At 58.4% G+C, this 24642-nt stretch carries 24 protein-coding genes and 2 pseudogenes; 12 read left to right on the top strand and 14 right to left on the bottom strand.

Features of this window, described 5'->3' with window-relative positions; all coding sequences use genetic code 11:
- Positions 1-5: 5 nt before the first annotated feature.
- The 8 genes and pseudogenes from RSP_RS08170 to RSP_RS08205 all read right to left on the bottom strand — a co-directional run bounded on the left by RSP_RS08170 (position 6) and on the right by RSP_RS08205 (position 5880).
- Entirely contained in the window at positions 6-1586 is a 1581-nt protein-coding gene (locus RSP_RS08170; protein ID WP_017140232.1) for a terminase large subunit, read from the bottom strand.
- Entirely contained in the window at positions 1579-1965 is a 387-nt protein-coding gene (locus RSP_RS08175; protein WP_160384069.1) for a hypothetical protein, read from the bottom strand. The genes RSP_RS08170 and RSP_RS08175 overlap by 8 nt, the downstream gene beginning before the upstream one ends.
- 317 nt (positions 1966-2282) lie before the next feature.
- Positions 2283-2588 carry a hypothetical protein gene (locus RSP_RS08180; protein ID WP_160384068.1) on the bottom strand — a complete coding sequence of 102 codons (306 nt, stop codon included), beginning with the start codon at positions 2586-2588 and terminating at the stop codon, positions 2283-2285.
- A 59-nt stretch (positions 2589-2647) separates the two neighbouring features.
- Positions 2648-3154 carry an HNH endonuclease gene (locus RSP_RS08185; protein WP_011337916.1) on the bottom strand — a complete coding sequence of 169 codons (507 nt, stop codon included), beginning with the start codon at positions 3152-3154 and terminating at the stop codon, positions 2648-2650.
- Between the two features lie 81 nt (positions 3155-3235).
- On the bottom strand, positions 3236-3622 hold the full coding sequence (locus RSP_RS22765; RefSeq protein ID WP_193385359.1) for an HNH endonuclease: 387 nt from the start codon (positions 3620-3622) through the stop codon (positions 3236-3238).
- 82 nt (positions 3623-3704) lie between these two features.
- Positions 3705-3824: pseudogene (locus tag RSP_RS22425) on the bottom strand (transposase domain-containing protein); the annotation flags it as partial.
- A 139-nt stretch (positions 3825-3963) separates the two neighbouring features.
- Entirely contained in the window at positions 3964-4425 is a 462-nt protein-coding gene (locus RSP_RS08200) for a hypothetical protein (protein WP_023003653.1), read from the bottom strand.
- 522 nt (positions 4426-4947) lie between these two features.
- Entirely contained in the window at positions 4948-5880 is a 933-nt protein-coding gene (locus RSP_RS08205) for a DUF2971 domain-containing protein (protein WP_011337919.1), read from the bottom strand.
- A gap of 1545 nt (positions 5881-7425) precedes the next feature.
- Here RSP_RS08205 and RSP_RS08210 point away from each other — a divergent pair.
- The 3 genes from RSP_RS08210 to RSP_RS08220 all read left to right on the top strand — a co-directional run bounded on the left by RSP_RS08210 (position 7426) and on the right by RSP_RS08220 (position 9325).
- Positions 7426-8544, top strand: a complete 1119-nt coding sequence (locus tag RSP_RS08210) for a hypothetical protein (RefSeq protein WP_023003654.1) — start codon at positions 7426-7428, stop codon at positions 8542-8544.
- Between the two features lies 1 nt (position 8545).
- Positions 8546-8851: a S26 family signal peptidase gene (locus tag RSP_RS22770; RefSeq protein ID WP_023003656.1), complete on the top strand. Its 306-nt coding sequence runs from the start codon at positions 8546-8548 to the stop codon at positions 8849-8851.
- A 63-nt stretch (positions 8852-8914) separates the two neighbouring features.
- Positions 8915-9325, top strand: a complete 411-nt coding sequence (locus RSP_RS08220) for a hypothetical protein (RefSeq protein WP_023003658.1) — start codon at positions 8915-8917, stop codon at positions 9323-9325.
- Positions 9326-9388: 63 nt separating this feature from the next.
- Here the strand turns inward: RSP_RS08220 and RSP_RS08225 are convergent, their stop codons facing one another.
- From RSP_RS08225 to RSP_RS08235, 3 genes and pseudogenes are all read right to left on the bottom strand, one after another.
- The gene (locus RSP_RS08225) at positions 9389-9784 is read right to left on the bottom strand and encodes an H-NS histone family protein (RefSeq protein ID WP_011337920.1); all 396 of its coding nucleotides are present in this window, start codon (positions 9782-9784) and stop codon (positions 9389-9391) included.
- A 54-nt stretch (positions 9785-9838) separates the two neighbouring features.
- Positions 9839-11587: a recombinase family protein gene (locus tag RSP_RS08230; protein WP_023003660.1), complete on the bottom strand. Its 1749-nt coding sequence runs from the start codon at positions 11585-11587 to the stop codon at positions 9839-9841.
- A 34-nt stretch (positions 11588-11621) separates the two neighbouring features.
- Positions 11622-11795 (bottom strand): annotated as a pseudogene (locus tag RSP_RS08235) (Pirin domain protein); the annotation flags it as partial.
- A gap of 174 nt (positions 11796-11969) precedes the next feature.
- On the opposite strand from RSP_RS08235, the gene guaA reads away from it, so the two are divergent.
- The 9 genes from guaA (at position 11970) to RSP_RS08280 (ending at position 21431) form a co-directional block, all read left to right on the top strand.
- Positions 11970-13526, top strand: coding sequence for a glutamine-hydrolyzing GMP synthase (guaA, locus tag RSP_RS08240; protein ID WP_009565333.1), 1557 nt, complete (start codon positions 11970-11972; stop codon positions 13524-13526).
- Positions 13527-13992: 466 nt separating this feature from the next.
- The gene (locus tag RSP_RS08245) at positions 13993-14880 is read left to right on the top strand and encodes a DMT family transporter (protein WP_011337922.1); all 888 of its coding nucleotides are present in this window, start codon (positions 13993-13995) and stop codon (positions 14878-14880) included.
- Positions 14881-14964: 84 nt separating this feature from the next.
- Positions 14965-16083 (top strand): OmpP1/FadL family transporter, encoded by a 1119-nt coding sequence (locus RSP_RS08250; RefSeq protein ID WP_002720150.1) that lies wholly within the window; start codon positions 14965-14967, stop codon positions 16081-16083.
- Between the two features lie 97 nt (positions 16084-16180).
- On the top strand, positions 16181-17101 hold the full coding sequence (locus RSP_RS08255; RefSeq protein ID WP_029534512.1) for a DMT family transporter: 921 nt from the start codon (positions 16181-16183) through the stop codon (positions 17099-17101).
- A 32-nt stretch (positions 17102-17133) separates the two neighbouring features.
- Positions 17134-18003 (top strand): hypothetical protein, encoded by an 870-nt coding sequence (locus RSP_RS08260; RefSeq protein WP_002720152.1) that lies wholly within the window; start codon positions 17134-17136, stop codon positions 18001-18003.
- A 28-nt stretch (positions 18004-18031) separates the two neighbouring features.
- On the top strand, positions 18032-18949 hold the full coding sequence (gene metA / locus RSP_RS08265) for a homoserine O-acetyltransferase MetA (protein WP_011337925.1): 918 nt from the start codon (positions 18032-18034) through the stop codon (positions 18947-18949).
- A complete protein-coding gene (locus RSP_RS08270) occupies positions 18939-19892 on the top strand; it encodes an alpha/beta fold hydrolase (RefSeq protein WP_011337926.1) in 954 nt (317 codons plus the stop codon). The genes metA and RSP_RS08270 overlap by 11 nt, the downstream gene beginning before the upstream one ends.
- A gap of 40 nt (positions 19893-19932) precedes the next feature.
- Positions 19933-20817 (top strand): polyphosphate kinase 2, encoded by an 885-nt coding sequence (gene ppk2 / locus RSP_RS08275; RefSeq protein ID WP_011337927.1) that lies wholly within the window; start codon positions 19933-19935, stop codon positions 20815-20817.
- Positions 20814-21431 carry a TetR/AcrR family transcriptional regulator gene (locus tag RSP_RS08280; protein ID WP_011337928.1) on the top strand — a complete coding sequence of 206 codons (618 nt, stop codon included), beginning with the start codon at positions 20814-20816 and terminating at the stop codon, positions 21429-21431. Before ppk2 ends, RSP_RS08280 begins: the two co-directional genes overlap by 4 nt.
- Positions 21432-21582: 151 nt before the next feature.
- On the opposite strand, the gene RSP_RS08285 is transcribed toward RSP_RS08280, so the two are convergent.
- The 3 genes from RSP_RS08285 to RSP_RS08295 are packed head-to-tail and all read right to left on the bottom strand — an operon-like array spanning position 21583 to position 24367.
- A complete protein-coding gene (locus RSP_RS08285; RefSeq protein ID WP_011337929.1) occupies positions 21583-22680 on the bottom strand; it encodes an ABC transporter ATP-binding protein in 1098 nt (365 codons plus the stop codon).
- A complete protein-coding gene (locus tag RSP_RS08290) occupies positions 22677-23483 on the bottom strand; it encodes an ABC transporter permease (RefSeq protein ID WP_002720158.1) in 807 nt (268 codons plus the stop codon). Before RSP_RS08290 ends, RSP_RS08285 begins: the two co-directional genes overlap by 4 nt.
- Positions 23480-24367, bottom strand: coding sequence for an ABC transporter permease (locus RSP_RS08295; protein WP_009565322.1), 888 nt, complete (start codon positions 24365-24367; stop codon positions 23480-23482). The genes RSP_RS08290 and RSP_RS08295 overlap by 4 nt, the downstream gene beginning before the upstream one ends.
- Positions 24368-24642: the final 275 nt, after the last annotated feature.

The raw sequence follows: 24642 nt of genomic DNA on the forward strand, positions 1-24642 counted from the left end.
TAGGATTAAGCAAATAGAGCTTTTCGCTTGGGCTTTGGCTTGTTATCTGGATCAGCAAGCATTCCGGCGAGCATCGCTAACGTAACAGCGCCGTCAATTCGTCTTGTCGAAGTATGCTTGATGAATTTGCGGTTGTTTGAAGTGTCCGAAACAACTTTCACGTTTGCCATGCACATATTCATGACGGGGTTGTTCCCATGGCGAATTTTGCCATCCAGAATTAAACGCTCCAACTCGTTAATTCCGATGCCCATAGAAACGAAGCCCTGCCCATAAGAAACCATGTGCTCGTCAATCCATCGCTCATCAAAACCACAATCAATCATGTCGCGCTTGAAGTATTTTATTTTGTAACGGTCAAAGGCTACCTTCTGGACATTGGCGTTATCCGCAATCTCCTTAAGCTTGGCAGCGACATCCTTATATTGGATGGTTCTTCCTTGGCTTAAATGGATTAGTCCACCCTTGGCCCAAATGTCATAAGGAACCTTATCACTTCTCGATTTATCCTCTATTCCCTCATCGGGAAGCCAAAAGAATGGATGAACGTGAAGCAAACCATTCTCGTCTTTATGTGCTAAAGTAAGAGAAGTGAGATCTCGGGTTTCAGATAGATCAAGGCCAAGCCAAACATCCTTTCCATGCCATTCTTCGGGATTATCCTTGCCTTCATCCCAAACATCTTTTGAAATGAATGGAGCGTTGACTTCGATCCTCTGGTTGAGGGTGTAGTTGCGGAAATCCGCAGCACGGGCAGGCATCCGTGCGGCCTCGGCCTGCATTTGCTTGAGTTCCTTGCGGTTCACAAAGGAATTCCATGCAGGATGCGAGACAGCTAGGGCTTCTTCTGAGAACGGATCGATATTCATCGGACACGAATAGAGCTTAAGAACCTTGGTCGGATCTGCCCCGGTTGCGGCGTCATCGATCAACTGACTAAGAAGGTCATTGTCAGTCGGAGCCTGCGTAGAGATCACGAGGGTAAGCGGGTTTGCCTGAGCCGCAGTGGCAAGCTCCAAGGCTTCGTAGAGCGGATCTACTGGCCCTCTCACCTGCCCTAGCTCATCGTGGATCACGAGGCACGGACTCAGCCCTTGAGCCGTTCCAGCATCCTTGGAGAGAGCCCTATACTCTGTCCCTAGCTCGGGCACCTTCAGCCGCTTACTAGTCTCCACAATCCGAACAAAACGCGATATACGCGGACTCATCCTGATCATCTTGACTGCCAGTTTGAACAACTCCGCAGCTTGATCCCTGCTTCGGGCTGCACTGTATAGTTGCGAGTTGGGCAAGGCTTCTCGACCTACCAGATGCAACAGCATCAGAGCGGCACAGAGCGTTGTCTTCGCAGCCTTACGGGGCATCGAAATAATAGCCCGACGAGTTCCAGCCGGATTGTCATAGATCGAACGAATGATATCCTTCTGAAAGTCCACAAGCCTGAATGGCTTACCAACGTCCTTACCTTCTGGAATAAACAGGTTCGACTCAATCCACTTGATATTCTTTTCTGCCCTAGACAGTTTCGGCTTAGGCGGAATGACGGGTTGAGCGGACGAGAGAACGGGTAAAGATTGATCACTCATCGTCATCTTCCCATGGCTTGAACGAGGAAGCCCTTGCCTCGGGAGACTCTTTCGATGATCTAAGTGATTGATTGGAAATCCGAAGCTTTGTTGCGAGGGAAGATACCGCCCTATTTTCGCGGTCCAGCATCGCCGTAAGCTTGTTCAACAGTTTCGAGAATTCGATAATATCGTCAATCTTGCGATTGTCTTTGGCTTCTCTAATGAGACCGGCAACGTAATCAGCTTGGACGACATGACGGCAGAAAGCCACGAGTGAATCCCGTTGCAGATCCGTAATCCATCCATCTTCCAGACTGTCTAAGATGCGGCACCAAACCTCCAATTCATCATCCGAAAAGTCATTTGGCGGAATGAGTGTCTTTTTGTTGTTTTCCATTATTGTTGATTCCCAAATAGCAATCTCCCGGTATGTAGGGAATTTGGGAGTCAAGCCGCTTATCGGGATCTATGGCAAAAAAAGGAAAAAACTGCCCGTTTAAAACTCGTCACTACCATGCGCGGGAACCCTGTGAAAGGGAAAATCGAATCGACCTCCCCCCGGTCAAAAATGATTCGAAAATGTCAATTGAAATCGGATTTTTCTTTGCCTTCCGATCAAATAAATCTGCGAGAGAATCGTTTGGCAGATTGCGGAAAATGAAAAGACCGGACCTTAATTGATCCGGTCTTGTGCAAATGCTGTTGATGATCAGATCACTTTTCGGCTTTTAGTTCCTCAAGCAATTTCTCATGCTTCTCCTTTGCCTTCTCGATACCCCGAACCGCATCCGGGATTGAAAAAAGAATATCACTCCTTACCTCGCGGATGAGACTTTCAAGCTTATCCTCACAATCAAGAACTTCCCGTTGAGCTTTGCGAATTTCTTCCAGCTTCAATGCACGACTGCATTTCGCATTCAGAGTCTCATATGCTTGGTCGGTGTTCGCAGCATGAAGTTCAACTTCATCCAAGATATCAGTCAGGGCTTTTGCAATAGCTTCCTTGTTTCGGATTTCCATTTTCATTTTCTCCTTTATGTGTGTGTTGTAATGTTATTTAGTGTTTCGTTGATTTCCGGTCATCGCAGTTGGGCAAGTCTCAAATTGTATTTCGCAGTAGCCTGACAGTAGGCTTCATGGGCCTCTTCGGGAGTATCGAATATTCCGAGACGCTTCTTCTTCCCATGCCTTGCGACGATTGCAGCAAAGCGATTGCTAACCTTCTCGACTCCCTGTCCATATGGGTTGACATTCATCAGACGGTTCAAACTGTTGTCTGAATGTGTAACTGCCCTGAGATTTTCGATCCGGTTATTAAGTCTGTCGCCGTCTTTATGATCGATAACGAGGTTAGAAATATCGACGTCTGGATTGTGCATCTTGAAGATGATGCGATGGGCATAGAATAGCGAACCCATCATATGAACCTGTCGATATCCGAGACTCCTGTTAATCGACCCCGCTGGACGATCCGCACTCTTGCGACTATTATTGAGATTCTTCCAATATATTTGCCCATCTTCATCATAACGAAAAAGCGCATGTAATTTTTCGGATGATGGGAGGTCTTTCGTTTTGAATGACATTGTGACTCCATGATGTAGAATGAAAATAGGCAGACCAATTGAATGATCTGCCTGAATTTGAAATTGAAATTTGGATATGGATTAGAGGCTGAATGACTTAGGCTTGAAGTATTCTCGATTACGCTCGGATATTACTTGTTTCCAATCCATTTCCGGGATTGGCCAGCCGGTATCATAATCAATGATAGGATCAAATCCGATTAGCCCGTTACTCTCACGTTGCGTTTTCGATCTATGGCAGTCCTTACAAAGCATCCAGAGATTGCTTAGATCATCCGTTCCACCACTGTTGACGTTTTGAAGATGGTCGCAGTCTGAGGCCAAGACGATCCTGCCTGTAAGCATGAAACAGCGGACGCATATTCCTTGATCTCGATTGCGGACGATATCCCGGTTCTTCCGGTAAGCCGCAGTCACCTTGCGCTTTGAACTACTCCAATTGGATTGCTTGCGGTTTGTCATCGCCATTAGTCATAATCGGAAGATGTGTTGCGGTGATCTTGTTCGCGGAAATCGGTCCATCAATGATATTTGGTCCGCGCGGGTTGATGTGGTCGTTGATGCGCGCCAGCACGTCGGCCAGATAGGCCTGTGGGTCGAGGCCGCTCAGTTTCGCGCTCTCAGCCTCATCGTCTAGGAGAGTGTTCAACGCTTCCCCTACTGCATCGGCTGGTGTTGGATGAATGGTTGAATACCGAACGCCATTGGCCATCGCTATCCAACCAGACTCACAATAACAAATCAGGAATTCGCCTTTTGTAATCTCGCGAACCTCTCTCATGAGATCCGCAAGATGGTGTTGATCGATCTTATCGGGTTGCATCGTAGACTTGATCGCTGATCTCGTTTGAGACGCCGCGAACCCTCATGGATGCAGAACGGATGCGTAAAGCTTCGAAAATCTTGTTACGCAAGGCATCATCGGCATTTTGCTGGAACGTGAGGATCTTCTTAATGGATGGGGTAGGATCGAAGTTCGGCAGGATACCCGCGATTTGAGCATTGGTAAGGATTCTAATTTCTTTTTGAAGGTTATCGATCTCGCTACGGATGAGTGATCGAATGACGATATCTTCGATCTTGCGCCATTCTCCATGGGCATAGATGAAAAAGGCTTTATGCATAGTGTCAAAGCGGATTGATCCTGCATGATCGGTCATGATGCGGTCGGCAATGCCCTTAATCGAGACCGGGCAGTCGATGGCCTTTGAGACTTGGGCAGCGGTGTAATTCGTGCCGCATTTCGCATTAATTTTTTGGTGATCTAGCATTGTTTTTTTCCCTGTGTGTTGGTGTTGTTATTATTTTCAGATGAGAAGGATTAGGGCGATGTAAGCTTTGTGGGCGAACATGAAGGCCCATGAGGCAGCTAATAGAGCCTCGATAGGATTTGCCGTTGCCTTGTCCGAGATTGAGCGTGTGACTGTTTCAATAAGACTGGATGGCATGGCAAATCCTTCGGTTAATGGTTACTGTTACGAAAATGAGGGAAGCGCCATTACGCCTGCATTATGAAATGGCTTATGACTTCGGCGGCGATAAACGCCTTTCGCTTTCCTCATGAATGTATTTAGTAATCCGAGGATGCCGAAATTGTCGTTTCAGACGTTCGGATGGAAATTTATTTGAGGAAATGAATTGATGTTGCGTAATGGCAACAATGTGCAATGGGGACAAAAAGAAGCCGGGTCTTACGGATTCATCATCCTGCCCGGCCAGTCACACACGGAGATTCCGATTGACGCAATGCTAAAACATCAACCGTGCTTTATTTAGGGGATCGGAAATTTGAGTTAGCGCCTAAGAGGGATTTCAGATACCTTCACTCGGAGTTGAGGGTTGTGATAGTGCTCGCTTGTCATAACCTGAATGAGCGCATCACTTATAACGTCGGGAAATGCCGTTGGTCCGACGATAATGTGATCCAAAATGTCGTTAAGGTTCAACGCGGAGTTGGCTCCATCTAGATTGAGGAGATAGACCTTCTGAGGGACTCCGCCAACCGAGGCGACCATACATGGAAGCTTGTTGTATGGGGTAGGACGGTGAATCACACGCCATTCCTGCTCCTCTTCGAATCCGGGATGTTTCGTGCTGAGAACTGCGGCATCCAGAGCACCAAAGAGATATGCTAGCGATAAGTCCTTATTCCCCTTCAATAGCTCAATATTTTCGGCAATGGATTCCATAACCTCCATGAATTCTCTACGGAACATGAAAGCGTCTGCGTAAAGAACCGGACTTAGTGTCGTGGCCGTGCTGTGATCGTTGAGCACTTTTTCCCGATCAAATACCATAGCAACATTGGTGTTTCCACCATACGCTCGCCACATGGAGAGACGTCCAAGCTTATCCTCGCTAATAGCTCCGCCATTAGGTCCATGCTCACTCAAGCATGTCAGGTAGGTATCATGCAAATCGGTAGGCATTGCATAACGGATCATGATGCTGTTGAATGCTGTCGGGTGGATCTCGTTAACAAGGTTCGCAAATTGCTTTCCGACCGTATCAGAGTCCAAAACCTTTAGGAGACAATTCAGGCCATGTTCAATTTCATTGAAATCATTCATCACGGATGCATTCCGCAACCACACTGACTTGTTCTTCAATATCGAGACGGCGACTTCTGCACTTGTGTAATGTGCAAATTTCCTATCGTTATCACGGATTTTTTGCACCCGCTTATTATAATTGGGATAGAATATCTCTTGAATGTTCTTAGACATGGCTGCTTCCGGCTGCGGTTGATGGTCCCTTCTGCTTCGCAAGGGCGAGGGCCAGCGGTCAAGCGTCAAGGGGCCTGTGAGGCACTATGCGGCGGCGGCGGGGCACGGAACTGGCGTGGGGGGACGAGCGGAACGAGGGGGGCAAAGGATTGGCGGAATGAGGGACGAGGGAACGAAGCGCAAGCGAAGTGACTGAGGATCGAATGCAGACGTTGACCGAATGAAGAAACGGAGCGGAACGCGGAGTGACTGAATGAAAGGCAACGATGTATCAATCATGAGATCGGAACATGAGTCTGCTCTCGAATAGAGGTTGAGATCAGGATTTAAGACAAAGTAAACATTTTTGGTATTCTTAAGTGATTGATTTTATTGAATAAATCAAGGGTGTCATATGGATTTGTTTTTCTTAAGAAAATCGTTTAAGTGATTGATTTTATTGATTTATTAAGAAATGGATGAATCGAGATTTGATGTTCATGGTTCTTGAATGGGTATTCCATCAATGAACATGACGAGAAGTGCATTTTGGCGTAAGTGAGCGAAGCGAACGGAACGCCACCTTTAATCCACATAGAGGTTTTGAGATCAGGAAAGGAGTCTTCTTTCAGATAAAGGTTTGAGATCAGGAAAGGAGTCTTCTTTCACATAGAGGTTTTGAGATCGGATAAACCTTTAATCCACATAGAGGTTTTGAGATCGGATAAACTGCATCGAATAAGGGTCACCATAAGCAATCTGGCCGCAGGCCGCGCGAAGCGCCAATGGAATCGTTTATCCAATAGAGATTTGGACTCATACAGATCGGATAAATGATCTATGCTCAGATAGAGATTTTGAGATATCAAATTTCATCAGATAAAGGTATTTTGGATCTTCAAACTTCCTTTCTCTAACTCAGATCTCATCTGGACCTTATAGTTAAGATTCTGATTATAGCTCTATTTCTATAGGGGGACGAAACCCCCATTTTCGTGGTGACGATCCCGGTGACGATGTGGTGACGATCCCGGTGACGATGTGGTGACGAAACCCAACCATAAGTTGTATGGTGACGATGTGGTGACGAAACCTCAATCCTCCTCTCCTCTATCCGAGCAACCATACAGCCTCGATTTTCATCCTTATCCATCAACGCCTTCGATGCCATTTACGAAATTCCGAAATCCATACTGTCGAAAAGTAGAAGTGCGAGCGAAGAAACACTTCATCTGAGCATCGTTCCATTGCGACTATCCCACTCGAATCCTTTACTTACGCATTCACATTCGTTATGTGCGGCATCGGCCTTACGTCGGTATGAATTCGATGTTGCTATTTTGCAACGCCAATCCGAGAAATGAAAAAATTCATGATCGGACGCCCGATTTTGGGCAGTCGGATTCCTATATACTTCGTCAAAGGTTGAGAGACTTTCGATTGTTATTTTTGCTTTGTGAAGGGATGGGGAAGTCATGAGCCTCATCCCGACACTACCGAAAAGCAATAACAATCCCCTCACAAATTGGAGACAGCAAAAATGATTTAATACGAAGAGGACTCCCTATGTGCAACAGCAAATTCCCATTATTAGATACGTTGCTTCGCTGCCGTTACTGCGGCATTCAGCTTGAGGCGACGACAAACGGTCGGCAGCGCAAGTTTTGCTGCGATAGCCACCGCAAGATGTTCAATAAACGCCAATCAACATCGTCGCTAGCAAAGCTTTATAAGGCTCTTGCAACCGAATTTTTCTCCATCAACAACGCCCATGATCGGCAAACTCAAATAGAAGAATGGGGCATCAAATACGCTTACTGGTGCAATGGCGAAATGCCTTCATTCTTCAAAACGAAGGAAGCTCTTCTAAACTCATTCATTCCACGAGATAAAGTTTGGAACGAGGAAGGTAAGAACATCAATGTTAGGCTTGTCGCCCATCTTCGCGAGAAGGTTCCGAATAAACAGATCTACGACCGTCTAGCAGTTGTTCGCGCGTTCGGTCTTGAACCGTCTGCATCGCTTCTGGCAGAGCAAGACGCCACTGAGACCCCTGCCCCATCCAAGCCCGTAGAACGGTCACAGAAGCCCTCTGATCCTGCCAGCCTCATCCATGCTCCGAAGCCCGCAAAGCCCGTCCAGCCCGCTCCTGTAGAGGCTGACGAGGATGCAGAGCTTCTAGCTGCTTTCTCGGAATTTTTCGGCGATGACTCTGACCGTAAGGAACCGGCTCCGGTAGCCTGCGAAGAAACTCGTCCTGCGCCGATCAAGATCAATCCGTCCTACGCCGCCTGTGTGAAGATGTCGTTCGACAAGATCGGAGACATTCGCGAGGATTTCTTGTTTCGCAAATTCGAGGAGTATGATTATCCGCTGAAAGCCACTCTATCCGCAATGGTCGAAGAAGGATCAATCATTAAGACGAAGAAAGCCGAAGGAGTATTCTATCGTATCGCCAACAACGAAGCGAACGAGAAAGCCGATTTTTGGGCTGAATGCCTTCGTTATGCCAAAGGCGACATGACTAAGGCGAGGGCTTCTTTTAGAAACGTTTTCGATCTTTGGCCGTCAAAGGAAATTCAAGAAACTTCAGTGGATTTGTCCATTGAACCAAGTGTTGCGAACGTCAGGCGGATTGAAGAAGGGCGCAAGCGGTATTTTGACGAAAAGAAGAAGGCTGCGTAACATGCAAATCAAAATCATCGGCCCATCGATGGGACCGACGTTACCGGAAGGCTCAGTTCACGACGTCAACTTAACCGATCAATTCGGGCTAGGTGATATAATCGTCTTCCCCGATCCGAAGGACAGTTCCCGCCTTCTAGTCAAACGACTTCTGCGGAGCGAAGATAAAGGGCTATTCGTCATTGGGGATAACGTGAGAAACAGCCGAGATAGTCGCCATTTTGGCTTGATCGATCCGGCATCAGTTATCGGGAAAATCGAAATTTGCCGGTTTCCAAAATTCGTTAATTCAACCTCAACCAAATAACACTTGCCAATCCGAAACAATGGAGCAATATATCCACTCATTAGAATCACACGGAGATTATCAATGCTTAAATCAATGACCCTCGCCATCTTCCTTGCCCTCGCCTCTACTTCGGCTCATGCGTTCCCGTTCCAATCTGAGACAATCGATTGTTCGAGCGAAGAAGCATTCAAGCAATCTTTTGAGCGCATTGCCGAGAATGAGAGCAAAGTTGATACTACGGCAATCCTCTTCGGCACGATTCAAATGCTGTATGCGAACCTGCCGCCCGAACGTCGTGCCCGTCTATACGAAGGTGGAGGGCCAGTTGACAATCCGTTTCTAAATGTTGCTCAATCCCTCGAATATGCGTATGAGACCGATTTTCATCTGTCGCTTTCAGACGTGAAGGAATACGTCCGCGAGAATGGGCTTACCGAAATGGCTGCTCAGTGGATTGCCGAAAGGGAAGCCGAAGAAGCGAAGAAAGAGTGACTAAATCAAAAAGACAAAGCCCCCGGCAATCGCTAGGGGCTTCTTTCATTGTTCGGCAGTTGATCAGTCTTTGTTGATCAACAGGTCTTCCATGTTGCCCCCCGCTTCAAGGTGAGCCTCCACCCACTTCGGTTTTCGTCCGCGTCCCGACCAAGTTTCCGAAGGGTTCTCCGGGTGCCGGTATTTCGGCGCTACAGGCTCGCGTTCTCCATCCTTGGACTTGCGGTTGTAACTCCGTTTCCCCGTCCCTTCCGACTTCGGCAGCATATCGCCGAAGAGATCCACGAGGTTGAAGCCCGACGACTCCACGAGTTCCTTGATCTTGTCCTTAGCAGCTTGCTTTTCGCGAGCTTCATTGGCCCTAAGAGCTTCTTCGACATTCGCCCTCAGTTTGAGCAAATCACCGCGCGGAACGTCAACGAGGTCTTCAAGGGTCGGCAGTCCGGTAGTCTTAGCCATGGAGAATTCCTTTCCAAATCGCTGAGTCGGATATTGTTTCATTCGTTCGGAATGTCAATCGCTTTCGTATTCGTAGGCCGATCCCTCAACTCGTCTCGTCTTTTCACCCGCATAAACACTCACTCGAATATCATCAGGATTACTAGGATTCGGGACTACCGTCTGCACCGCACCATTGCGGAAAGTTACGATGAAGTAAGGATCATCCTTCAACCGTGATCCCGCATTCATTGCCGCAATGATCTTTTCGGCATCAGGATCTCCCGAAGCGCGCACAAGATCAATCGCCGGATCATCTTTGCGGATTTCACCATTCGGATAGACGTCAATGCGCTCAATGATCGATTTGATACGATCCGCAAGCCTAATACGATTTTCCCCGCATGGATTTTGGAACGTCGAAATCAGGGATGCTAGTTCCTCGTCGGTCACGTTATCCGACTTGATCTTCGAAAGAGCATCATTCGATTCCTCGATAGATCGAACAAGATCATCCTTCTCGGCTTTCAATTCCCGAATGCGCTCCATGAAGATTTCCGCAAGATCGGGAGCACCTTCGATCTTGATCAGATAATCCCGAATTCTCTCATCTGCCTTTCTAACTTTCTCTTCATTGACCGTTATCCGATCCGCAATCGTCTTTGCTTCGGACTTGCGCTTTGCACCTTCCAGAAGTCCCCTCAAATCAACATCCCGAACAAATGTCAGGAAGGAGCGTTCGAAGGCAGCGTAAGGGAGAGGTTTGCAATCGCATCCCGGACCATTAAAGCGGTTGAAGCATGTCAGGTAACGATGCGGAGGATTGCCCTTTACCCGTGATCCTTTCGACCGATGGCGCATCTTTGATCCGCAATAGCCGCAGAAAGCAACATGGGTGAAGATGTTCGATTGACCCTCTCCCCTTCTTCCCCCGGCAAGCAACCGCCCTCTCAGCGATGCTTGAACAATGTCGAAAAGCTCTTCCTCGATTACGGGAGGGAAATATCCCGGAATAGGATCACCAGCCGGTTGACGCTTTCCACTGACATACTGCCCCGGCTGAAATTCCCCGAGGACTGCACGATTGCGAAGCGTCTTGGAGACGAAAGCTTCGGCCCACAAAGCGCCCCTTCCGAATGTCGGAACCTTGTCGCGATTCAGTTCTTTGGTGATGAGGTTCGCACCTTTACCCGATGCCGAAGCTTCGAAGATGCGTTGAACGATTTTGGCCCGTTCCTTATCGATCAGGTAAGACTTGCGATCAACGGACAGCTTAAGCCATGCAGGGCATTGACTCGACATTTTGACGCCATGTTCGGCAGCAAGCTTCCGCTTCTGCGACCAGTTGGCGAGACCACGAGTCGATTTGATCTTAGACTCGTCATTGGACCGGATCATTACTGAAATGGCGTAGTAAATGCTTCCAACCTGATCTGACGATCCATCGTAAACCTGCCCATCCGACAGGGTAACGATCTTCACCCCGGTCTTGAGAATGCGAGCAAACAGGGAAAATGCATCAAGGATCTTGTCTCGACTCAAACGGTCAAGGCTTTCGATGAGAAGGAACGATCCTGCCTCAATCTCTCCCGCCTCACACTCGGCAACAAATCGTCCGAGAGCCCCGGTAGTCAGGTTGTCCGACTTGAAGGCAGAGACCCCGAGATCGGCAAGCTTGTAGTCATCGATAAGGTCAAGATCATGTTCGGCGGCATACTTCGCGGAAGCTTCTGCCTGCCGTCTAAATGAGTCCCCTTTGATCTGGATAGCCGAGGACATACGAATGTAGCTGTATGCCTTCGGTCGGCTTGCTGGATTGGTCATGGCTCGGCCTCATCGTCTCTGATGGGGTCACAATACCAATCATGTTCAAGAAGATGAAGGGGCCCACCATCTGCCTCCGGGCCGAGGGCAGCGCGCGGCGCACCTCGAAACCGCCGAGATCGCGGGCGCGCGGCACGATGACGGTCTCGATGGCGTCGACGGCATCGCCGAGGGGGATGTCGGGGTCGAGGGCGGGGTTCCAGCTCATGATGTCTCTCCCTTGCTGACCTCACCCTAACCGTGCGGTGCCGATGCGCACAGCGGCCTCCGCGCGCGGCACTTGTGCACTGAGGCACAGGACGCCGTCCTCGGCCAACTCTTGCCCTTGGCGCAAATCGCGGCACCCCCTTGCAGAGTCCCCCTCTCCCGCCTATGGGACGCCATGACCCAGCACGACCGTCTCCTCATCATCGATTTCGGGTCGCAGGTGACCCAGCTCATCGCGCGCCGCCTGCGCGAGCTGAATGTCTACTGCGAGATCCATCCCTATCAGAACGTGACCGAAGCCTTCCTGAAGGGCTTCGCTCCGAAGGCCGTCATCTTCTCCGGCGGCCCTTCCTCGGTCTTCGCCGAGGGCGCGCCGATGCCCCCCGCGGGCGTGTTCGACCTCGGCGTGCCGATCCTCGGGATCTGCTACGGCCAGCAGGTGATGATGCACTGCCTCGGCGGCAAGGTCGAACGCGGCCACGGCACCGCCGAATTCGGCCGCGCCTTCGTGACCCCCACGGCGGAGCGTCTGGCGATCCTCGACGGCTGGTTCGAGGAGGGCCGCGAGCAGGTCTGGATGAGCCACGGCGACCATGTCTCGCAGATCGCGCCGGGCTTTCAGGTGTTCGGCACCTCGCCCAACGCGCCCTTCGCCATCACCGGCGATCCCGCGCGCCATTTCTATGCGGTGCAGTTCCACCCCGAGGTGCACCACACGCCGAAGGGCGCGAAGCTCTACGAGAATTTCGTGCGCCTCGCGGGCTTCAAGGGCGACTGGACGATGGGGGCCTACCGCGAGGAGGCGATCGCCAGGATCCGGGCCCAGGTGGGCGACCAGAAGGTGATCTGCGGCCTCTCGGGCGGCGTCGACAGTTCGGTCGCAGCGGTGCTGATCCACGAGGCCATCGGCGATCAGCTGACCTGCGTCTTCGTCGACCACGGCCTGCTGCGCCTCGGCGAGGCCGAGCAGGTGGTCAAGATGTTCCGCGACCATTACAACATGCCGCTGATCCATGCCGACGAGTCCGATCTCTTCCTCGGCGCGCTCGAGGGTGTCTCGGACCCGGAAGTGAAGCGCAAGACCATCGGCCGGCTCTTCATCGACGTGTTCCAGAAACATGCGGCCGACGTGGGCGGCGCCACCTTCCTCGCGCAGGGCACGCTCTATCCAGACGTGATCGAGTCGGTGAGCTTCTCGGGCGGTCCCTCGGTCACGATCAAGTCGCACCACAATGTGGGCGGCCTGCCCGAGAAGATGGGTCTGAAGCTGGTCGAGCCGCTGCGCGAACTCTTCAAGGACGAGGTCCGCGCCCTCGGCCGCGAGCTCGGCCTGCCCGAGAGCTTCATCGGCCGCCATCCCTTCCCCGGCCCCGGCCTCGCGATCCGCTGCCCCGGCGAGATCACCCGCGAGAAGCTCGAGATCCTGCGCCGGGCCGATGCGGTCTATATCGACCAGATCCGCCGCCACGGGCTCTACGACGAGATCTGGCAGGCCTTCGTGGCGCTCCTGCCGGTGCGCACCGTGGGCGTGATGGGCGACGGTCGCACCTACGACTATGCCTGCGCGCTCCGCGCCGTGACGAGCGTCGACGGCATGACCGCCGACTACTATCCCTTCACCCACGACTTCCTCGGCGAGACGGCGACGCGGATCATCAACGAGGTGCAGGGCATCAACCGCGTGACCTACGACATCACCTCGAAGCCGCCGGGCACGATCGAGTGGGAATGACCCGGCCTGCGCGCGCCTGAAGACCCCCTGCCCGGCTGCGGACGCATATCCGCGGCCGGGAACGCTCCCGTCTTCCGAAGCCCGAGAGACACGGCGGCCCCGCGCCCCGGCGGCCAGAGATGCGCCTCCCTCCGCCTTGTCACGACCTCCCCGTGAGCCTCAGCCGCGCGGGCAGACATCTCCTGGCCCCCCATCCGATCGTCCCCGCCCCCGAGCCCGCCCCGAGGCACCCTCCTGCATTCATTCTGGCCCAAATATCCTCGGGGGTGCGGGGGCAGACAGCCCCCGCCCTTTCCGCACGCGCCGCCGCGCGGCCCTGCCTGCGCCGCCCCCCATTGCCCCCCTGCGACATAGCTCCGGTCCAGGCCCTGCGCCCTTGCGAACGGCTCCCCCGCCTCGCCCCGGGCCGTCTGGACAATCCGCCGCGCGCGAGCCATGGTGGCCGGCCCTAGAACCGGACCTGCAAATGCCTGCCCAGCAAAGCCTTCTCTCGGCCACCTTCTGGATGGCCGGCGCCATCGCCTCCTTCTCGGCGATGGCCGTCTCGGGGCGGATGGTCTCGGGGATCCACGACACGTTCGAGATCATGGCCTGGCGCTCGCTGGTGGGGCTCGCGGTCGTCCTCCTCTGGGCCACCCTTTCCGGGCGGCTGGGCGAGATCCGCACCCGGCATTTCGGGGGCCATCTGGTGCGCAACCTGTCGCACTTCACCGGGCAGAACCTGTGGTTCTGGGCCCTGGGCCTCATCCCGCTCGCGCAGGTGATCGCGCTCGAATTCACTTCTCCGCTCTGGGTGATCCTGCTCTCGCCCTTCCTCCTGGGCGAGCGCATCACCTCGCTGCGCGCCCTCTCCACCGTGGTGGGCTTCGCGGGCATCCTGATCGTGGCCCGGCCCGACTTCGCCGCGCTCGATGTGGGCGTGCTCGCGGCCGCGGGCTCGGCCGTGTTCTTCGCGGGCTCGATCATCCTGACCAAGCGGCTGACGCGCCACGATTCCATCGTCACCATCATGTTCTGGCTCACGCTGATCCAGGCGGTGTTGGGCCTCCTGTGCACCTTCGCCGACGGCGAGACCACCTGGCCCACGACCGTCTCGGGCTTCTGGCTCGTGATGATCGGCCTCTCGGGCCTCGCGGCCCACCTCTGCCTCACCCAGGCGCTCGCGCGGGCCTCGGCGGGCTTCGTCGTGACGGTCGACTTCCTCCGCCTGCCCGTCTTCGCGATCCTCGGCATGATCCTCTTCTCCGAACCGCTCGATGCCATGGTCATCCTCGGGGGCGGCATCATTCTTGCAGCGAACTGGATCAGCATCCGCGCGGCCGGACGGGCAAGCCGGCCACAGGACGCAAGGTGACATACGCCTTCCGTGGCGTAATCAATTGACCGAGAGGAGCAGCCCCCAAATGATGCAGTCTCGTCTGGCTAGGGGAGGATGCCAATGAAAGTCTGGACCATGGCGCTGGGAGGGCTGGCGCTCGGCGCCGGGGCTGCGGCGGCGGGCGACATCGAACGGTCGCAGCAGAGCGTGGGCATCCTGTTCGAGGAAGGGCGCTATGCCGAATTCACCTTCGGCGCGGTCAACCCGGACGTGAGCGGTTCGGTGGGCGGGCTCGGCTCGGGCAACATGGCGGGCAACTTCAACACCTGGTCGCTCGGCTACAAGCAGCCTCTGGGCGCCAACATGGATCTCGCGCTGATCCTCGACCAGCCGATCGGCGCCGACGTGGACTACCCCGACGAAGGCCTCTACCCGCTGGCGGGCACGACGGCCGAGCTGCGCTCGAACGCGATCACGGCCCTCCTGCGCTACAAGTTCCAGAACAACGTCTCGCTCTACGGCGGGCTCCGCGCGCAATCGGTCGAGGGCAAGGCCCACATCCTGTTCGACATCTACCAGAGCGGGACCTTCGTCGCGACGACCGACTACAATCTCGAGACGAACCGGGACTGGTCGCTGGGCTATGTGCTGGGCGTGGCCTGGGAGAAGCCCGAGATCGCCGCCCGCGTGGCACTGACCTACAACTCGGCCATCGACCATACGCTCGAGGGCGACGAGAGCGGCACCAACGCGGTCTTCGGCAATTTCTCGGGCAAGAGCGACTTCGACACGACGGTGCCGCAGTCGGTCAACCTCGAGTTCCAGACCGGCATCGCCGAGGACACGCTGCTGTTCGGCTCGGTGCGCTGGGTGGACTGGACCGAGTTCCTGATCGACCCCGAGATCTACCAGTATTACTTCCCCGGCATCCCTCTGGTGGCCTACGAGTCCGACCGCTGGACCTACACGCTGGGCGTCGGCCGCCGCTTCAACGAGCACTGGTCGGGCGCCGTCACCGTTTCCTACGAACCCCAGACGGGCGACGACACGGGCAACCTCGGGCCGAACGACGGGTTCCGCTCGATCGGGATCGGCGCGACCTACACCCACGAGAACATGAAGATCACCGGCGGCATCCGCTATGTCGAGCTCGGCAATGCGACGACGCGCGGCGTGGGTGCCGAATTCGACGACAACAGTGCCGTCGCCGCGGGCATCCGCGTGGGCTTCACCTTCTGACATCCCTCCCGCCGGGAGGCAGAGCCGGGGCCCCTTCGGGGGCCCCTTGCGCATGTTCCGGGTCGCGCACAGGCGCGCTTCCTGCCAGAAGCGCGCCATGGCACAGACATCCCTCACTCCCCGCGCCTCGGCCGAGCTGCTGCTGCTCGGCACTATCTGGGGCGGCTCCTTCCTCGCCAACGGCCTGGCCCTTCCGCAGGCGGGCGTGGCGGGCACGGTCGCCGTCCGGGTGGGAGGCGCGGCCCTCGTGCTCTGGGTCGCGGTGCGGCTCCTCGGGCTCGCGGTGCCCCGCAGCCTGCGGATCTGGGCCTCCTTCCTCGTGATGGGGCTCCTGAACAACGTGATCCCCTTCACGCTCATCACCTGGGGCCAGCAGTCGATCCCCTCGGGGCTCGCCTCGATCCTGAATGCGGCAACGGCGATCTTCGGCGTGCTGGTGGCGTCGCTGGTGCTGGCCGACGAGCGGCTGACGCCGCGCCGGATCGCGGGCGTCCTGCTGGGCTTCGCGGGTGTCGTGACGACCATCGGCCCCGACGCGCTCACGGGCTTCGATCCGCGATCGGCGGGGCAGCTCGCGCTTCTGGGGGCCGCCCTGTCCTATGCCTGCGCGGGCGCCTTCGGGCGCAGGGCGCTGGCCGGGCTCGATCCGCGCATGGCGGCGGCGGGGATGCTGACGGGCGCGAGCCTCATCGTCCTGCCGGCCGCGCTCCTCCTCGGCGGGCCGCCGCGGCTCGATCTGTCGCTGCAGGCCTGGGGCGCGCTCTTCTACCTCGCGGTCGTGGCCTCGGCCTTCGCCTATCTGCTCTATTACCGCATCCTGGCCGTGGCAGGTGCCGGCAACCTCAGCCTCGTCACCCTCATCGTGCCCCCCGTGGCGATCCTCCTCGGGGCGCTGGTTCTTGGCGAGCGGCTGCCACCGCATGCCTTCGCAGGCTTCGGACTTCTCGTCGCGGGCCTTCTGGTGCTCGACGGTCGCATCCTCCATATTCCGCGTGAACTGGTCCGCCGGGCACGGTAACAGGGCCCGATCCGAGGCAGGGGACGCAAACGATGATCTACAGGACCGGGGCGGAGTGGCGCGCGGCGCAGGCCAAGCGGGTGCTGCTGTTCGGCATGTCGGGCCTGGGCAAGACCCATGTCTCGACCCTGCTCCGCGACAGCGGCGACTGGTTCCACTATTCCGTCGATTACCGGATCGGCACCCGCTACATGGGCGAGCATATCGCCGACAACTTCAAGCGCGAGGCGATGAAGGTGCCGTTCCTGCGCGAGCTGCTGCGGACGGACTCGGTCTATATCGCCTCGAACATCACCTTCGACAATCTGGCGCCGCTCTCGACCTATCTCGGCAAACCCGGCAATCCGAACCGCGGCGGGCTGGCCTTTGCCGATTATCTCGAGCGGCAGGGCCAGCACCGCGAGGCCGAGGTGGCGGCGCTGCATGACACGCCCCGCTTCATCCGCCGCGCGACCGAGATCTACGGCTATCAGAATTTCGTCTGCGACTCCGGCGGCTCGATCTGCGAGGTGGTGGATCCGGACAATCCGAACGATCCGGTCATGTCCGACCTCGCGGGCAACCTGCTCATGGTCTGGATCAAGGGCTCGGACGCCCACACGGCCGAGCTCGTGCGCCGCTTCGACAGGGCGCCGAAGCCCATGTATTACCAGCCGGGCTTCCTCCATGCCGCCTGGACCGACTACCGCGTCGAGAAGGGCCTGACCGAGGAGCAGGTCGATCCCGACGACTTCATCCGCTGGACCTACGCCCGCGCGCTGGCCCACCGCCAGCCGCGCTACGAGGCCATGGCGCGCTGGGGCATCACGGTCACTGCCGAGGAGGTGGCCGAGGCCCGCGACGCGCAGGGCTTCGTCGACCTCATCGCCCGCACGCTGGACCAAGCCAGGACCCACGCCTAGACCCGACCACCGCCGGAGAGAGACGCCCATGCCGATCACCCTGCCCGCCACCCTGCCCGCCTTCGATGTGCTCACCCACGAGGGCGTCATGGTGATGACGCCGGAGCGCGCGGCGCGGCAGGACATCCGGCCGTTGCGGATCGGGCTTCTCAACCTGATGCCGAAGAAGATCCAGACCGAGAACCAGTTCGCGCGTCTGATCGGGGCCACGCCCCTGCAGATCGACTTCCAGCTGATCCGCATGACCGAGCATCAGACGAAGAACACCGCGGCCGAGCATATGGAGGCCTTCTACCGCCCCTTCCAGGAGGTGAAGCACGAGAAATTCGACGGGCTCATCATCACCGGAGCGCCGATCGAACATCTCGACTTCGCCGATGTCACCTACTGGGACGAGCTCTGCGAGGTGATGGACTGGACCCAGACCAACGTCCAGTCCACCTTCGGCGTCTGCTGGGGCGGCATGGCCATGATCTACCATTTCCACCGCGTGCAGAAGCACCGGCTGCAGGCCAAGGCCTTCGGCTGCTTCCGGCATCGCAACGTGGCGCCGACCTCGCCCTACCTGCGCGGCTTCTCGGACGATTTCGTGATCCCCGTCAGCCGCTGGACCGAGATGCGGCAGGCCGAGATCGACGCGGCGCCGGGCCTGCGCACCCTGCTCGCCTCGGACGAGGCCGGGCCCTGCCTCGTCGAGGATCCGGGGCACCGCGCGCTCTACATCTTCAACCATTTCGAATATGACAGCGACACGCTGAAGCAGGAATACGACCGGGACGTGGCCAACGGCAAGCCGATCAACGTGCCGGCGAACTACTATCCCGACGACGATCCGTCGAAGCCGCCGCTCAACAGGTGGCGAAGCCACGCGCACCTCCTATATGGAAACTGGATCAACGAGATCTATCAGTCCACCCCATATGACCCGCAGCAAATTGGCCGTTAGCCTCCTCATCGCCGGAACGCTCGCCCTTGGTGGCTGCGGTGCCGCCGTCTCCCAGAGAGCCGCCGACCGCGAGGCCGTGGCCGAGACCTCCTATCCGCCCACCGGCCAGCTCCTGACGGTCGAGGGCCATACGGTCCACGCCCATGTCGAGGGGCACGGGCCGGACCTGATCCTGATCCACGGTGCCTCGGGCTCGACGCGCGACTTCACCTTCTCCTTCGTGGAGCGGATGAAGGGGCGCTATCGGGTCATCGCCTTCGACCGCCCCGGCCTCGGCTGGTCCGACGATATCGGCCCCGACGGGGTGAGCCCGCTCGTGCAGGCCGACCTCCTCAGGAAGGCCGCAGAGCAGCTCGGCGTGAAGCGCCCCATCGTGCTCGGCCATTCCTACGGCGCGGCGGTGGCGCTGGCCTGGGGCCTCCGCGATCCGGGCCAGACCGCGGCCATCGTCACCGTCTCCGGCGCGGTCATGCCCTGGCCGGGGGATCTGGGGCCGCTCTATTCCCTCACCGCCAGCAGCTTCGGGCAGGCGGCGGTGGTGCCGCTGATCTCGGCCTTCGTCTCCCCCGACCGGGCCGAGAAGGTGGTGGGCCAGATCTTCGCGCCGCAGGCGGTGCCGCCGGGCTATGCCGATTATTTCGGCGTGGGCCTCTCGCTCCGCCGCGAGAGCTTCCGCATCAATGCCCGTCAGGTCACCGGCCTCAAGCCCTATCTGAAGCTCATGCAGCCGAACTACGCCAAGCTCCCCATGCCGGTCGAGATCCTGCACGGCGACGCCGATCAGGTGGTGCCGGTCGAGATCCATGCCCGCCCGCTCGGCAGGCTGATCCCGAACGCCCATGTGACGATCCTTCCCGGCATCGGCCACATGCCGCATCATGTGGCGCCCGAGGCCGTCGCCGCCGCCATCGACCGCGCCGCCGTCCGCGCCGGATTGCGCTGACGCGCGCCCCGGCGATACTGCAGCGAAGAGGGAACATCTGATGGATCTGCCGTTCGACGGGGCGATCAGCCACTACTACCGCAAGGAAGCGCCGCGGAAGGTGCGCGAGGCCATCGAACAGGCCTCGGGGGACGAGATCCTCGATCCCTCCTATCCCTACCGCGAGGAGATGAAGAAGAAGCACTACGCCGAGCAGATGGCGGGGCTGCAGAGGCAACTCGTCCGGCTGCAGGCCGACGTGAAGAAGACCGGCAAGCGGATCGTCGTGCTGTTCGAGGGGCGCGATGCCGCCGGCAAGGGCGGCACGATCAAGGTCGTGACCGAGAACCTCAACCCGCGCGTGGCCAGCGTGGTGGCGCTGCCCGCCCCCTCCGACCGCGAGGCGAGCCAATGGTATTTCCAGCGCTATGTCGACTGGCTGCCCGCCGCGGGAGAGATCGCGCTCTTCGACCGCAGCTGGTATAACCGGGGCGTGGTCGAGAAGGTCTTCGACTTCTGCACCGAGCGCCAGCGCGAGCATTTCTTCTGCCAGCTGCCCGGCTTCGAGGAAATGCTGGCCGAAGACGGGATCACGCTGGTCAAGCTCTGGCTCAATGTCGGCCGCCCCGAACAGCTCCGCCGCTTCCTCGCCCGCGAGCAGGATCCGCTGAAACAGTGGAAACTGTCCTGGATCGACATCGAGGGGCTGAAGAAATGGGAGGCCTACAGCGCAGCCATCGAAGAGACGCTGGCGCGCAGCCACACGGCGCAGGCGCCCTGGACGGTGATCCGCTCCGACGACAAGCGCCGCGCCCGGATCGCCGCGATCCAGACCATCCTGCGCGCCGTCCCGTTCGAGGGCCGGAAGGACGGGCTGATCGGCACGCCCGACCCTGCCCTCTGCGGCGGCCCCGACCTCTGGAGCGACGGCCACGGCCGGACATGAGCAAACGCGGCTACCATCACGGAAATCTCCGTCAGGCGCTGGTCGAGGCAGCGCTGACCCTCATCACCGAGAAGGGCCCGCAGGGTTTCACCCTTTCGGAGGCGGCGAAGGCGGCCGATGTCACGCCCGCCGCGGTCTACCGCCATTTCGCCGGGCGCGACGATCTGATCGCCGAGGCGGCGCGGCAGGGCTACGAGATCTTCGGCGCGCTGATGGCCTATGCCTATGACGAGGGCCGCCCCTCGGCGCTGGCGGCCTTCGAGGCCACGGGCCGCGCCTATCTGGCCTTCGCCCGGAAATATCCCGGCCATTACATGGCCATGTTCGAAAGCGGCCTGTCGCTCCAGTCGCGCCCGGATCTCGCCGCCGCCGCCGGTCAGGCCCATGACGTGCTCGAACGGGCCGCCGTCCGGCTGTCCGAACATATCCCGCCCGCCAAACGGCCGCCGCCCGCCATGTTCTCGGCCCATATCTGGGCGCTGAGCCACGGCGTCGTCGAGCTCTTCACCCGCGGCGCCCCCGGCGCGCGCTCGCCCTTCCCGGCCGAAGAGCTGCTCGAGGCCGGCATCGGCATCTATCTGCGCGGACTGGGCCTCCTCCCGCCGGACGCCTGACGCACCCCCCCCCCGCCCCATTCACTCTGGAAAAATATCCTCGGGGGGTCCGGGGGGCAGACAGCCCCCGGCGGCGCCACCGCAGAGCCCGGTCCCCCGTCTCGCGCGCGCCCCGCAGCCCTTCCGCTGCAGGCCTTCGGAGGACCGCCCCTCAGCGGAACAGGACCAGCGCCCCGGGGCTCCAGGCGACGCGGGCCCGCGCGCCGATCTCCAGCACCGCGCGGCCGAAGACGTTGCGCATGGAGAGCCGGATGGGCGCCTCGGTGCCGTCTAGGCGGATGTCGTAATAGGTCATGTCGCCGTAGTAGACGACCTCCTCGATGGTCCCCATGGCCTCGCGGTCGGCCTTCTGCCCCTCGAAGAGGATCGTCGCCGTCTCGGGTCGAAAGCCCACGGTGACGCCGGTGCCCGAGGCCGCGCCCGGCGCCTGCATCGGATCGAGCAGCATCCGCCCGAGCCCCTGCGCCTCGACCTCGATCCCCTGCTGGGTCTCGCTCAGGATCCGCGCCGGCAGGAAGTTCATCGTCCCGATGAAATCGGCCACCTTGCGCGAGGTTGGCCGCCGATAGAGCGTCTCGGGATCGGCCAGCTGCGCGATCTCGCCCTCGAACATGACGGCGATCCGGTCGGACATGACCAGCGCCTCTTCCTGATCGTGCGTCACGAGGATGAAGGTGATGCCCACCTGCCGCTGCAGCTTGATGAGCTCGACCTGCATCTGCTCGCGCATCTTCTTGTCGAGCGCCGAGAGCGGCTCGTCCAGGAGCAGCACCTTGGGCTTCAGGATCAGCGCGCGCGCCAGCGCCACCCGCTGCCGCTGCCCGCCCGAGAGCGCATGGGCCGCCCGCGCGCCGTAGCCGCGCAGCCCCACCATCTCCAGCGCCTCGGCCACACGTCGCGTCGTCTCCTCCTTCGAGAGGTTCGCGCGGCGCAGGCCGAAGCCCACGTTCTCGGCCACCGTCAGATGCGGGAAGATCGCATAGCTCTGGAACACCATGTTGGTGGGCCGCTTGTTGGCGGGCACCCCCCTGGTGTCCTTGCCGTCGATCAGCACCACCCCCGACGAGATCTCCTCGAACCCCGCGATGGTGCGCAGGAGCGTGGTCTTGCCGCAGCCCGAGGGCCCGAGCAGCGAGAAGAACTCGCCCGCCCGGATCGTGGCCGAGATGCCGCGCAGCGCGTGATAGTCGCCGTAATATTTGTGGACGTCGCGGAACTCGATCATCGTGGGTTTCGCGGCAACGGTCACAGGAAGCCTCCGGTATCCTTGGCGCCGGACCGGGCGAGGCCGCGGCGGCGGAAATATTCGGCAGTGGCGAGCAGCACGATCGAGCAGGCGACGAGCACCGTGCCGAGTGCCATGATGACGGGCACCGCCTGCGGGAAGCGGAACTGCGAGAAGATGTAGATCGGCAGCGTGGGCTCGGTGCCGGCGAGGAAGAAGGCGATGATGAACTCGTCCAGGCTGATCGTGAAGGAGATCAGGAGCGACGAGATGATCCCCGGCATGACCAGCGGCAGGATGATGAGCCGGAAGGTCGAGACGGCGGTCTCGCCCAGATCGTAGGCCGCCTCCTCGAGCGAGCGGTCGAGCGACTGGAAGGCCGAGGTCAGGATCGCGATGGTGAAGGGCGTGCAGATCAGCACATGGCCGAGGATCACCGTGAAGATCGTGAGGTTGATCCCGAGGCCCAGCAGCACGACGAGGAGCGACACGGCCACGATGATCTCGGGCAGCACGAGCGGCAGCATGATGAGGCCCATCAGCCCCGCCTTGCCCGGGAAGTGATAGCGCGTGGAGGCCCGGGCCGCGAAGATGCCCAGCACCGTCGACAGCACCGAGGCCGAGCCCGCGATGATGAGGCTGTTCTTCACCGCCTGCCAGAGCGTGGGCTGGTGGGCGGCCTGCACGAACCATTTCGTGCTGAAGCCCGTCAGCGGAAAGGCGATCACCGTCCCCTCGTTGAAGGCGAAGAGCGGCAGCAGGATGATCGGCGCATAGAGGAACAGCAGGTAGGCCAGCGCATAGATGCGGAACCCGCCCCCCTTCATTTCGGCCCCCGGAGGAAGCGGCGGTTCAGGAACAGGAAGATCAGGCTCACCACCGTGACGATGCTCATGGCCGAGACGGCGATGGCCGAACCCAGCGGGTAATTGTCGAGTTTCAGATACTGGAGCTGGATCAGGTTCGCCACCATCCGCCCCTCCGGTCCGCCCACCAGCTGCGGCGTCACATAGTCGCCGATGGTGGGGATGAAGACGATCAGCACCGAGGCGATGACCCCGGGCATGGCGAGCGGCAGCGTCACCCGCCAGAAGGTCATGAGCTTCGATTCCCCCAGATCCTGCCCCGCCTCGAGCAGAGCCCGGTCGATCTTCTCGAGCGCCACGAAGATCGGCAGGATCGCGAAGGGCGCATAGGCATGGGCCAGCGTGATGACGACCGCATTGACGTTGTAGAGGATGAAGGTCAGCGGCTCGTCGATGATCCCGAGGCCCAGAAGGCCCGAGTTGATCACCCCGTTGAAGCCGAGGATCACCTTCCAGAGGAACACCCGGATCAGGTAGCTCGTCCAGAACGGAATGGTGATGAGGAAGAGCCAGAGCGACTTCCGCTCCGGCGCCACATGAAACGAGACGAAATAGGCCACCGGAAAGGCCAGAACGACCGTCACCGCCGTCACCGCCATGGCCACGCCCAGCGAGCGCAGCATGACGGTCCGGTAAAGCTCGTTCGTCCAGGCCTCATGGTAGTTGGCCAGCGTGAACTCGCGGATGATCTCGAGATAGCCGTCGGTCAGGAAGCTGTAGACCGCGATCGTGCCGAGCGGGGCCGCCAGAAGGAGGATGGCATAGAGCGCCGGAGGCCCCACGAGAAGATAGCCATGAGCCGCCTCGGATCGCCGCAAGCGACTCCACCGCGTTTCCTGCTCCATCGCGCCCCCGTTCCGCCGTGCCCTGAACTTCTGGCATAGCTCGACCGCCAAGGGAAGACATTCGCAAAGACGGGCGGCCTCGCTTGCCCTCAGGTTGAGCAGTTGCCCCGGTCAGGTACGGCAGGGAGGCCGCCTCGATCTCAGTGGATTTTAACATCTAAGTCAGACGCTTGCCGAATTTTCCTCCAGAAGATCCTGAAGAAGCTCCCGCCGCGGCTCGCTTCCGCTCGCCTCGATCCGGGTAGGCCTGCCCGCTTTTCAGGCAGTCCATGAGG

This window comes from Cereibacter sphaeroides 2.4.1 (assembly GCF_000012905.2).
Taxonomy (GTDB): Bacteria; Pseudomonadota; Alphaproteobacteria; order Rhodobacterales; family Rhodobacteraceae; genus Cereibacter_A; species Cereibacter_A sphaeroides.

What these genes read in the sequence shown, in the direction of transcription:
- RSP_RS08170 (WP_017140232.1), bottom strand. Translation starts at nt 1,586, where the DNA reads ATGAGTGATCAATCTTTACCCGTTCTCTCGTCCGCTCAACCCGTCATT.
- RSP_RS08175 (WP_160384069.1), bottom strand. Translation starts at nt 1,965, where the DNA reads ATGGAAAACAACAAAAAGACACTCATTCCGCCAAATGACTTTTCGGAT.
- RSP_RS08180 (WP_160384068.1), bottom strand. Translation starts at nt 2,588, where the DNA reads ATGGAAATCCGAAACAAGGAAGCTATTGCAAAAGCCCTGACTGATATC.
- RSP_RS08185 (WP_011337916.1), bottom strand. Translation starts at nt 3,154, where the DNA reads ATGTCATTCAAAACGAAAGACCTCCCATCATCCGAAAAATTACATGCG.
- RSP_RS22765 (WP_193385359.1), bottom strand. Translation starts at nt 3,622, where the DNA reads ATGGCGATGACAAACCGCAAGCAATCCAATTGGAGTAGTTCAAAGCGC.
- RSP_RS08200 (WP_023003653.1), bottom strand. Translation starts at nt 4,425, where the DNA reads ATGCTAGATCACCAAAAAATTAATGCGAAATGCGGCACGAATTACACC.
- RSP_RS08205 (WP_011337919.1), bottom strand. Translation starts at nt 5,880, where the DNA reads ATGTCTAAGAACATTCAAGAGATATTCTATCCCAATTATAATAAGCGG.
- RSP_RS08210 (WP_023003654.1), top strand. Translation starts at nt 7,426, where the DNA reads ATGTGCAACAGCAAATTCCCATTATTAGATACGTTGCTTCGCTGCCGT.
- RSP_RS22770 (WP_023003656.1), top strand. Translation starts at nt 8,546, where the DNA reads ATGCAAATCAAAATCATCGGCCCATCGATGGGACCGACGTTACCGGAA.
- RSP_RS08220 (WP_023003658.1), top strand. Translation starts at nt 8,915, where the DNA reads ATGCTTAAATCAATGACCCTCGCCATCTTCCTTGCCCTCGCCTCTACT.
- RSP_RS08225 (WP_011337920.1), bottom strand. Translation starts at nt 9,784, where the DNA reads ATGGCTAAGACTACCGGACTGCCGACCCTTGAAGACCTCGTTGACGTT.
- RSP_RS08230 (WP_023003660.1), bottom strand. Translation starts at nt 11,587, where the DNA reads ATGACCAATCCAGCAAGCCGACCGAAGGCATACAGCTACATTCGTATG.
- guaA (WP_009565333.1), top strand. Translation starts at nt 11,970, where the DNA reads ATGACCCAGCACGACCGTCTCCTCATCATCGATTTCGGGTCGCAGGTG.
- RSP_RS08245 (WP_011337922.1), top strand. Translation starts at nt 13,993, where the DNA reads ATGCCTGCCCAGCAAAGCCTTCTCTCGGCCACCTTCTGGATGGCCGGC.
- RSP_RS08250 (WP_002720150.1), top strand. Translation starts at nt 14,965, where the DNA reads ATGAAAGTCTGGACCATGGCGCTGGGAGGGCTGGCGCTCGGCGCCGGG.
- RSP_RS08255 (WP_029534512.1), top strand. Translation starts at nt 16,181, where the DNA reads ATGGCACAGACATCCCTCACTCCCCGCGCCTCGGCCGAGCTGCTGCTG.
- RSP_RS08260 (WP_002720152.1), top strand. Translation starts at nt 17,134, where the DNA reads ATGATCTACAGGACCGGGGCGGAGTGGCGCGCGGCGCAGGCCAAGCGG.
- metA (WP_011337925.1), top strand. Translation starts at nt 18,032, where the DNA reads ATGCCGATCACCCTGCCCGCCACCCTGCCCGCCTTCGATGTGCTCACC.
- ppk2 (WP_011337927.1), top strand. Translation starts at nt 19,933, where the DNA reads ATGGATCTGCCGTTCGACGGGGCGATCAGCCACTACTACCGCAAGGAA.
- RSP_RS08280 (WP_011337928.1), top strand. Translation starts at nt 20,814, where the DNA reads ATGAGCAAACGCGGCTACCATCACGGAAATCTCCGTCAGGCGCTGGTC.
- RSP_RS08290 (WP_002720158.1), bottom strand. Translation starts at nt 23,483, where the DNA reads ATGAAGGGGGGCGGGTTCCGCATCTATGCGCTGGCCTACCTGCTGTTC.
- RSP_RS08295 (WP_009565322.1), bottom strand. Translation starts at nt 24,367, where the DNA reads ATGGAGCAGGAAACGCGGTGGAGTCGCTTGCGGCGATCCGAGGCGGCT.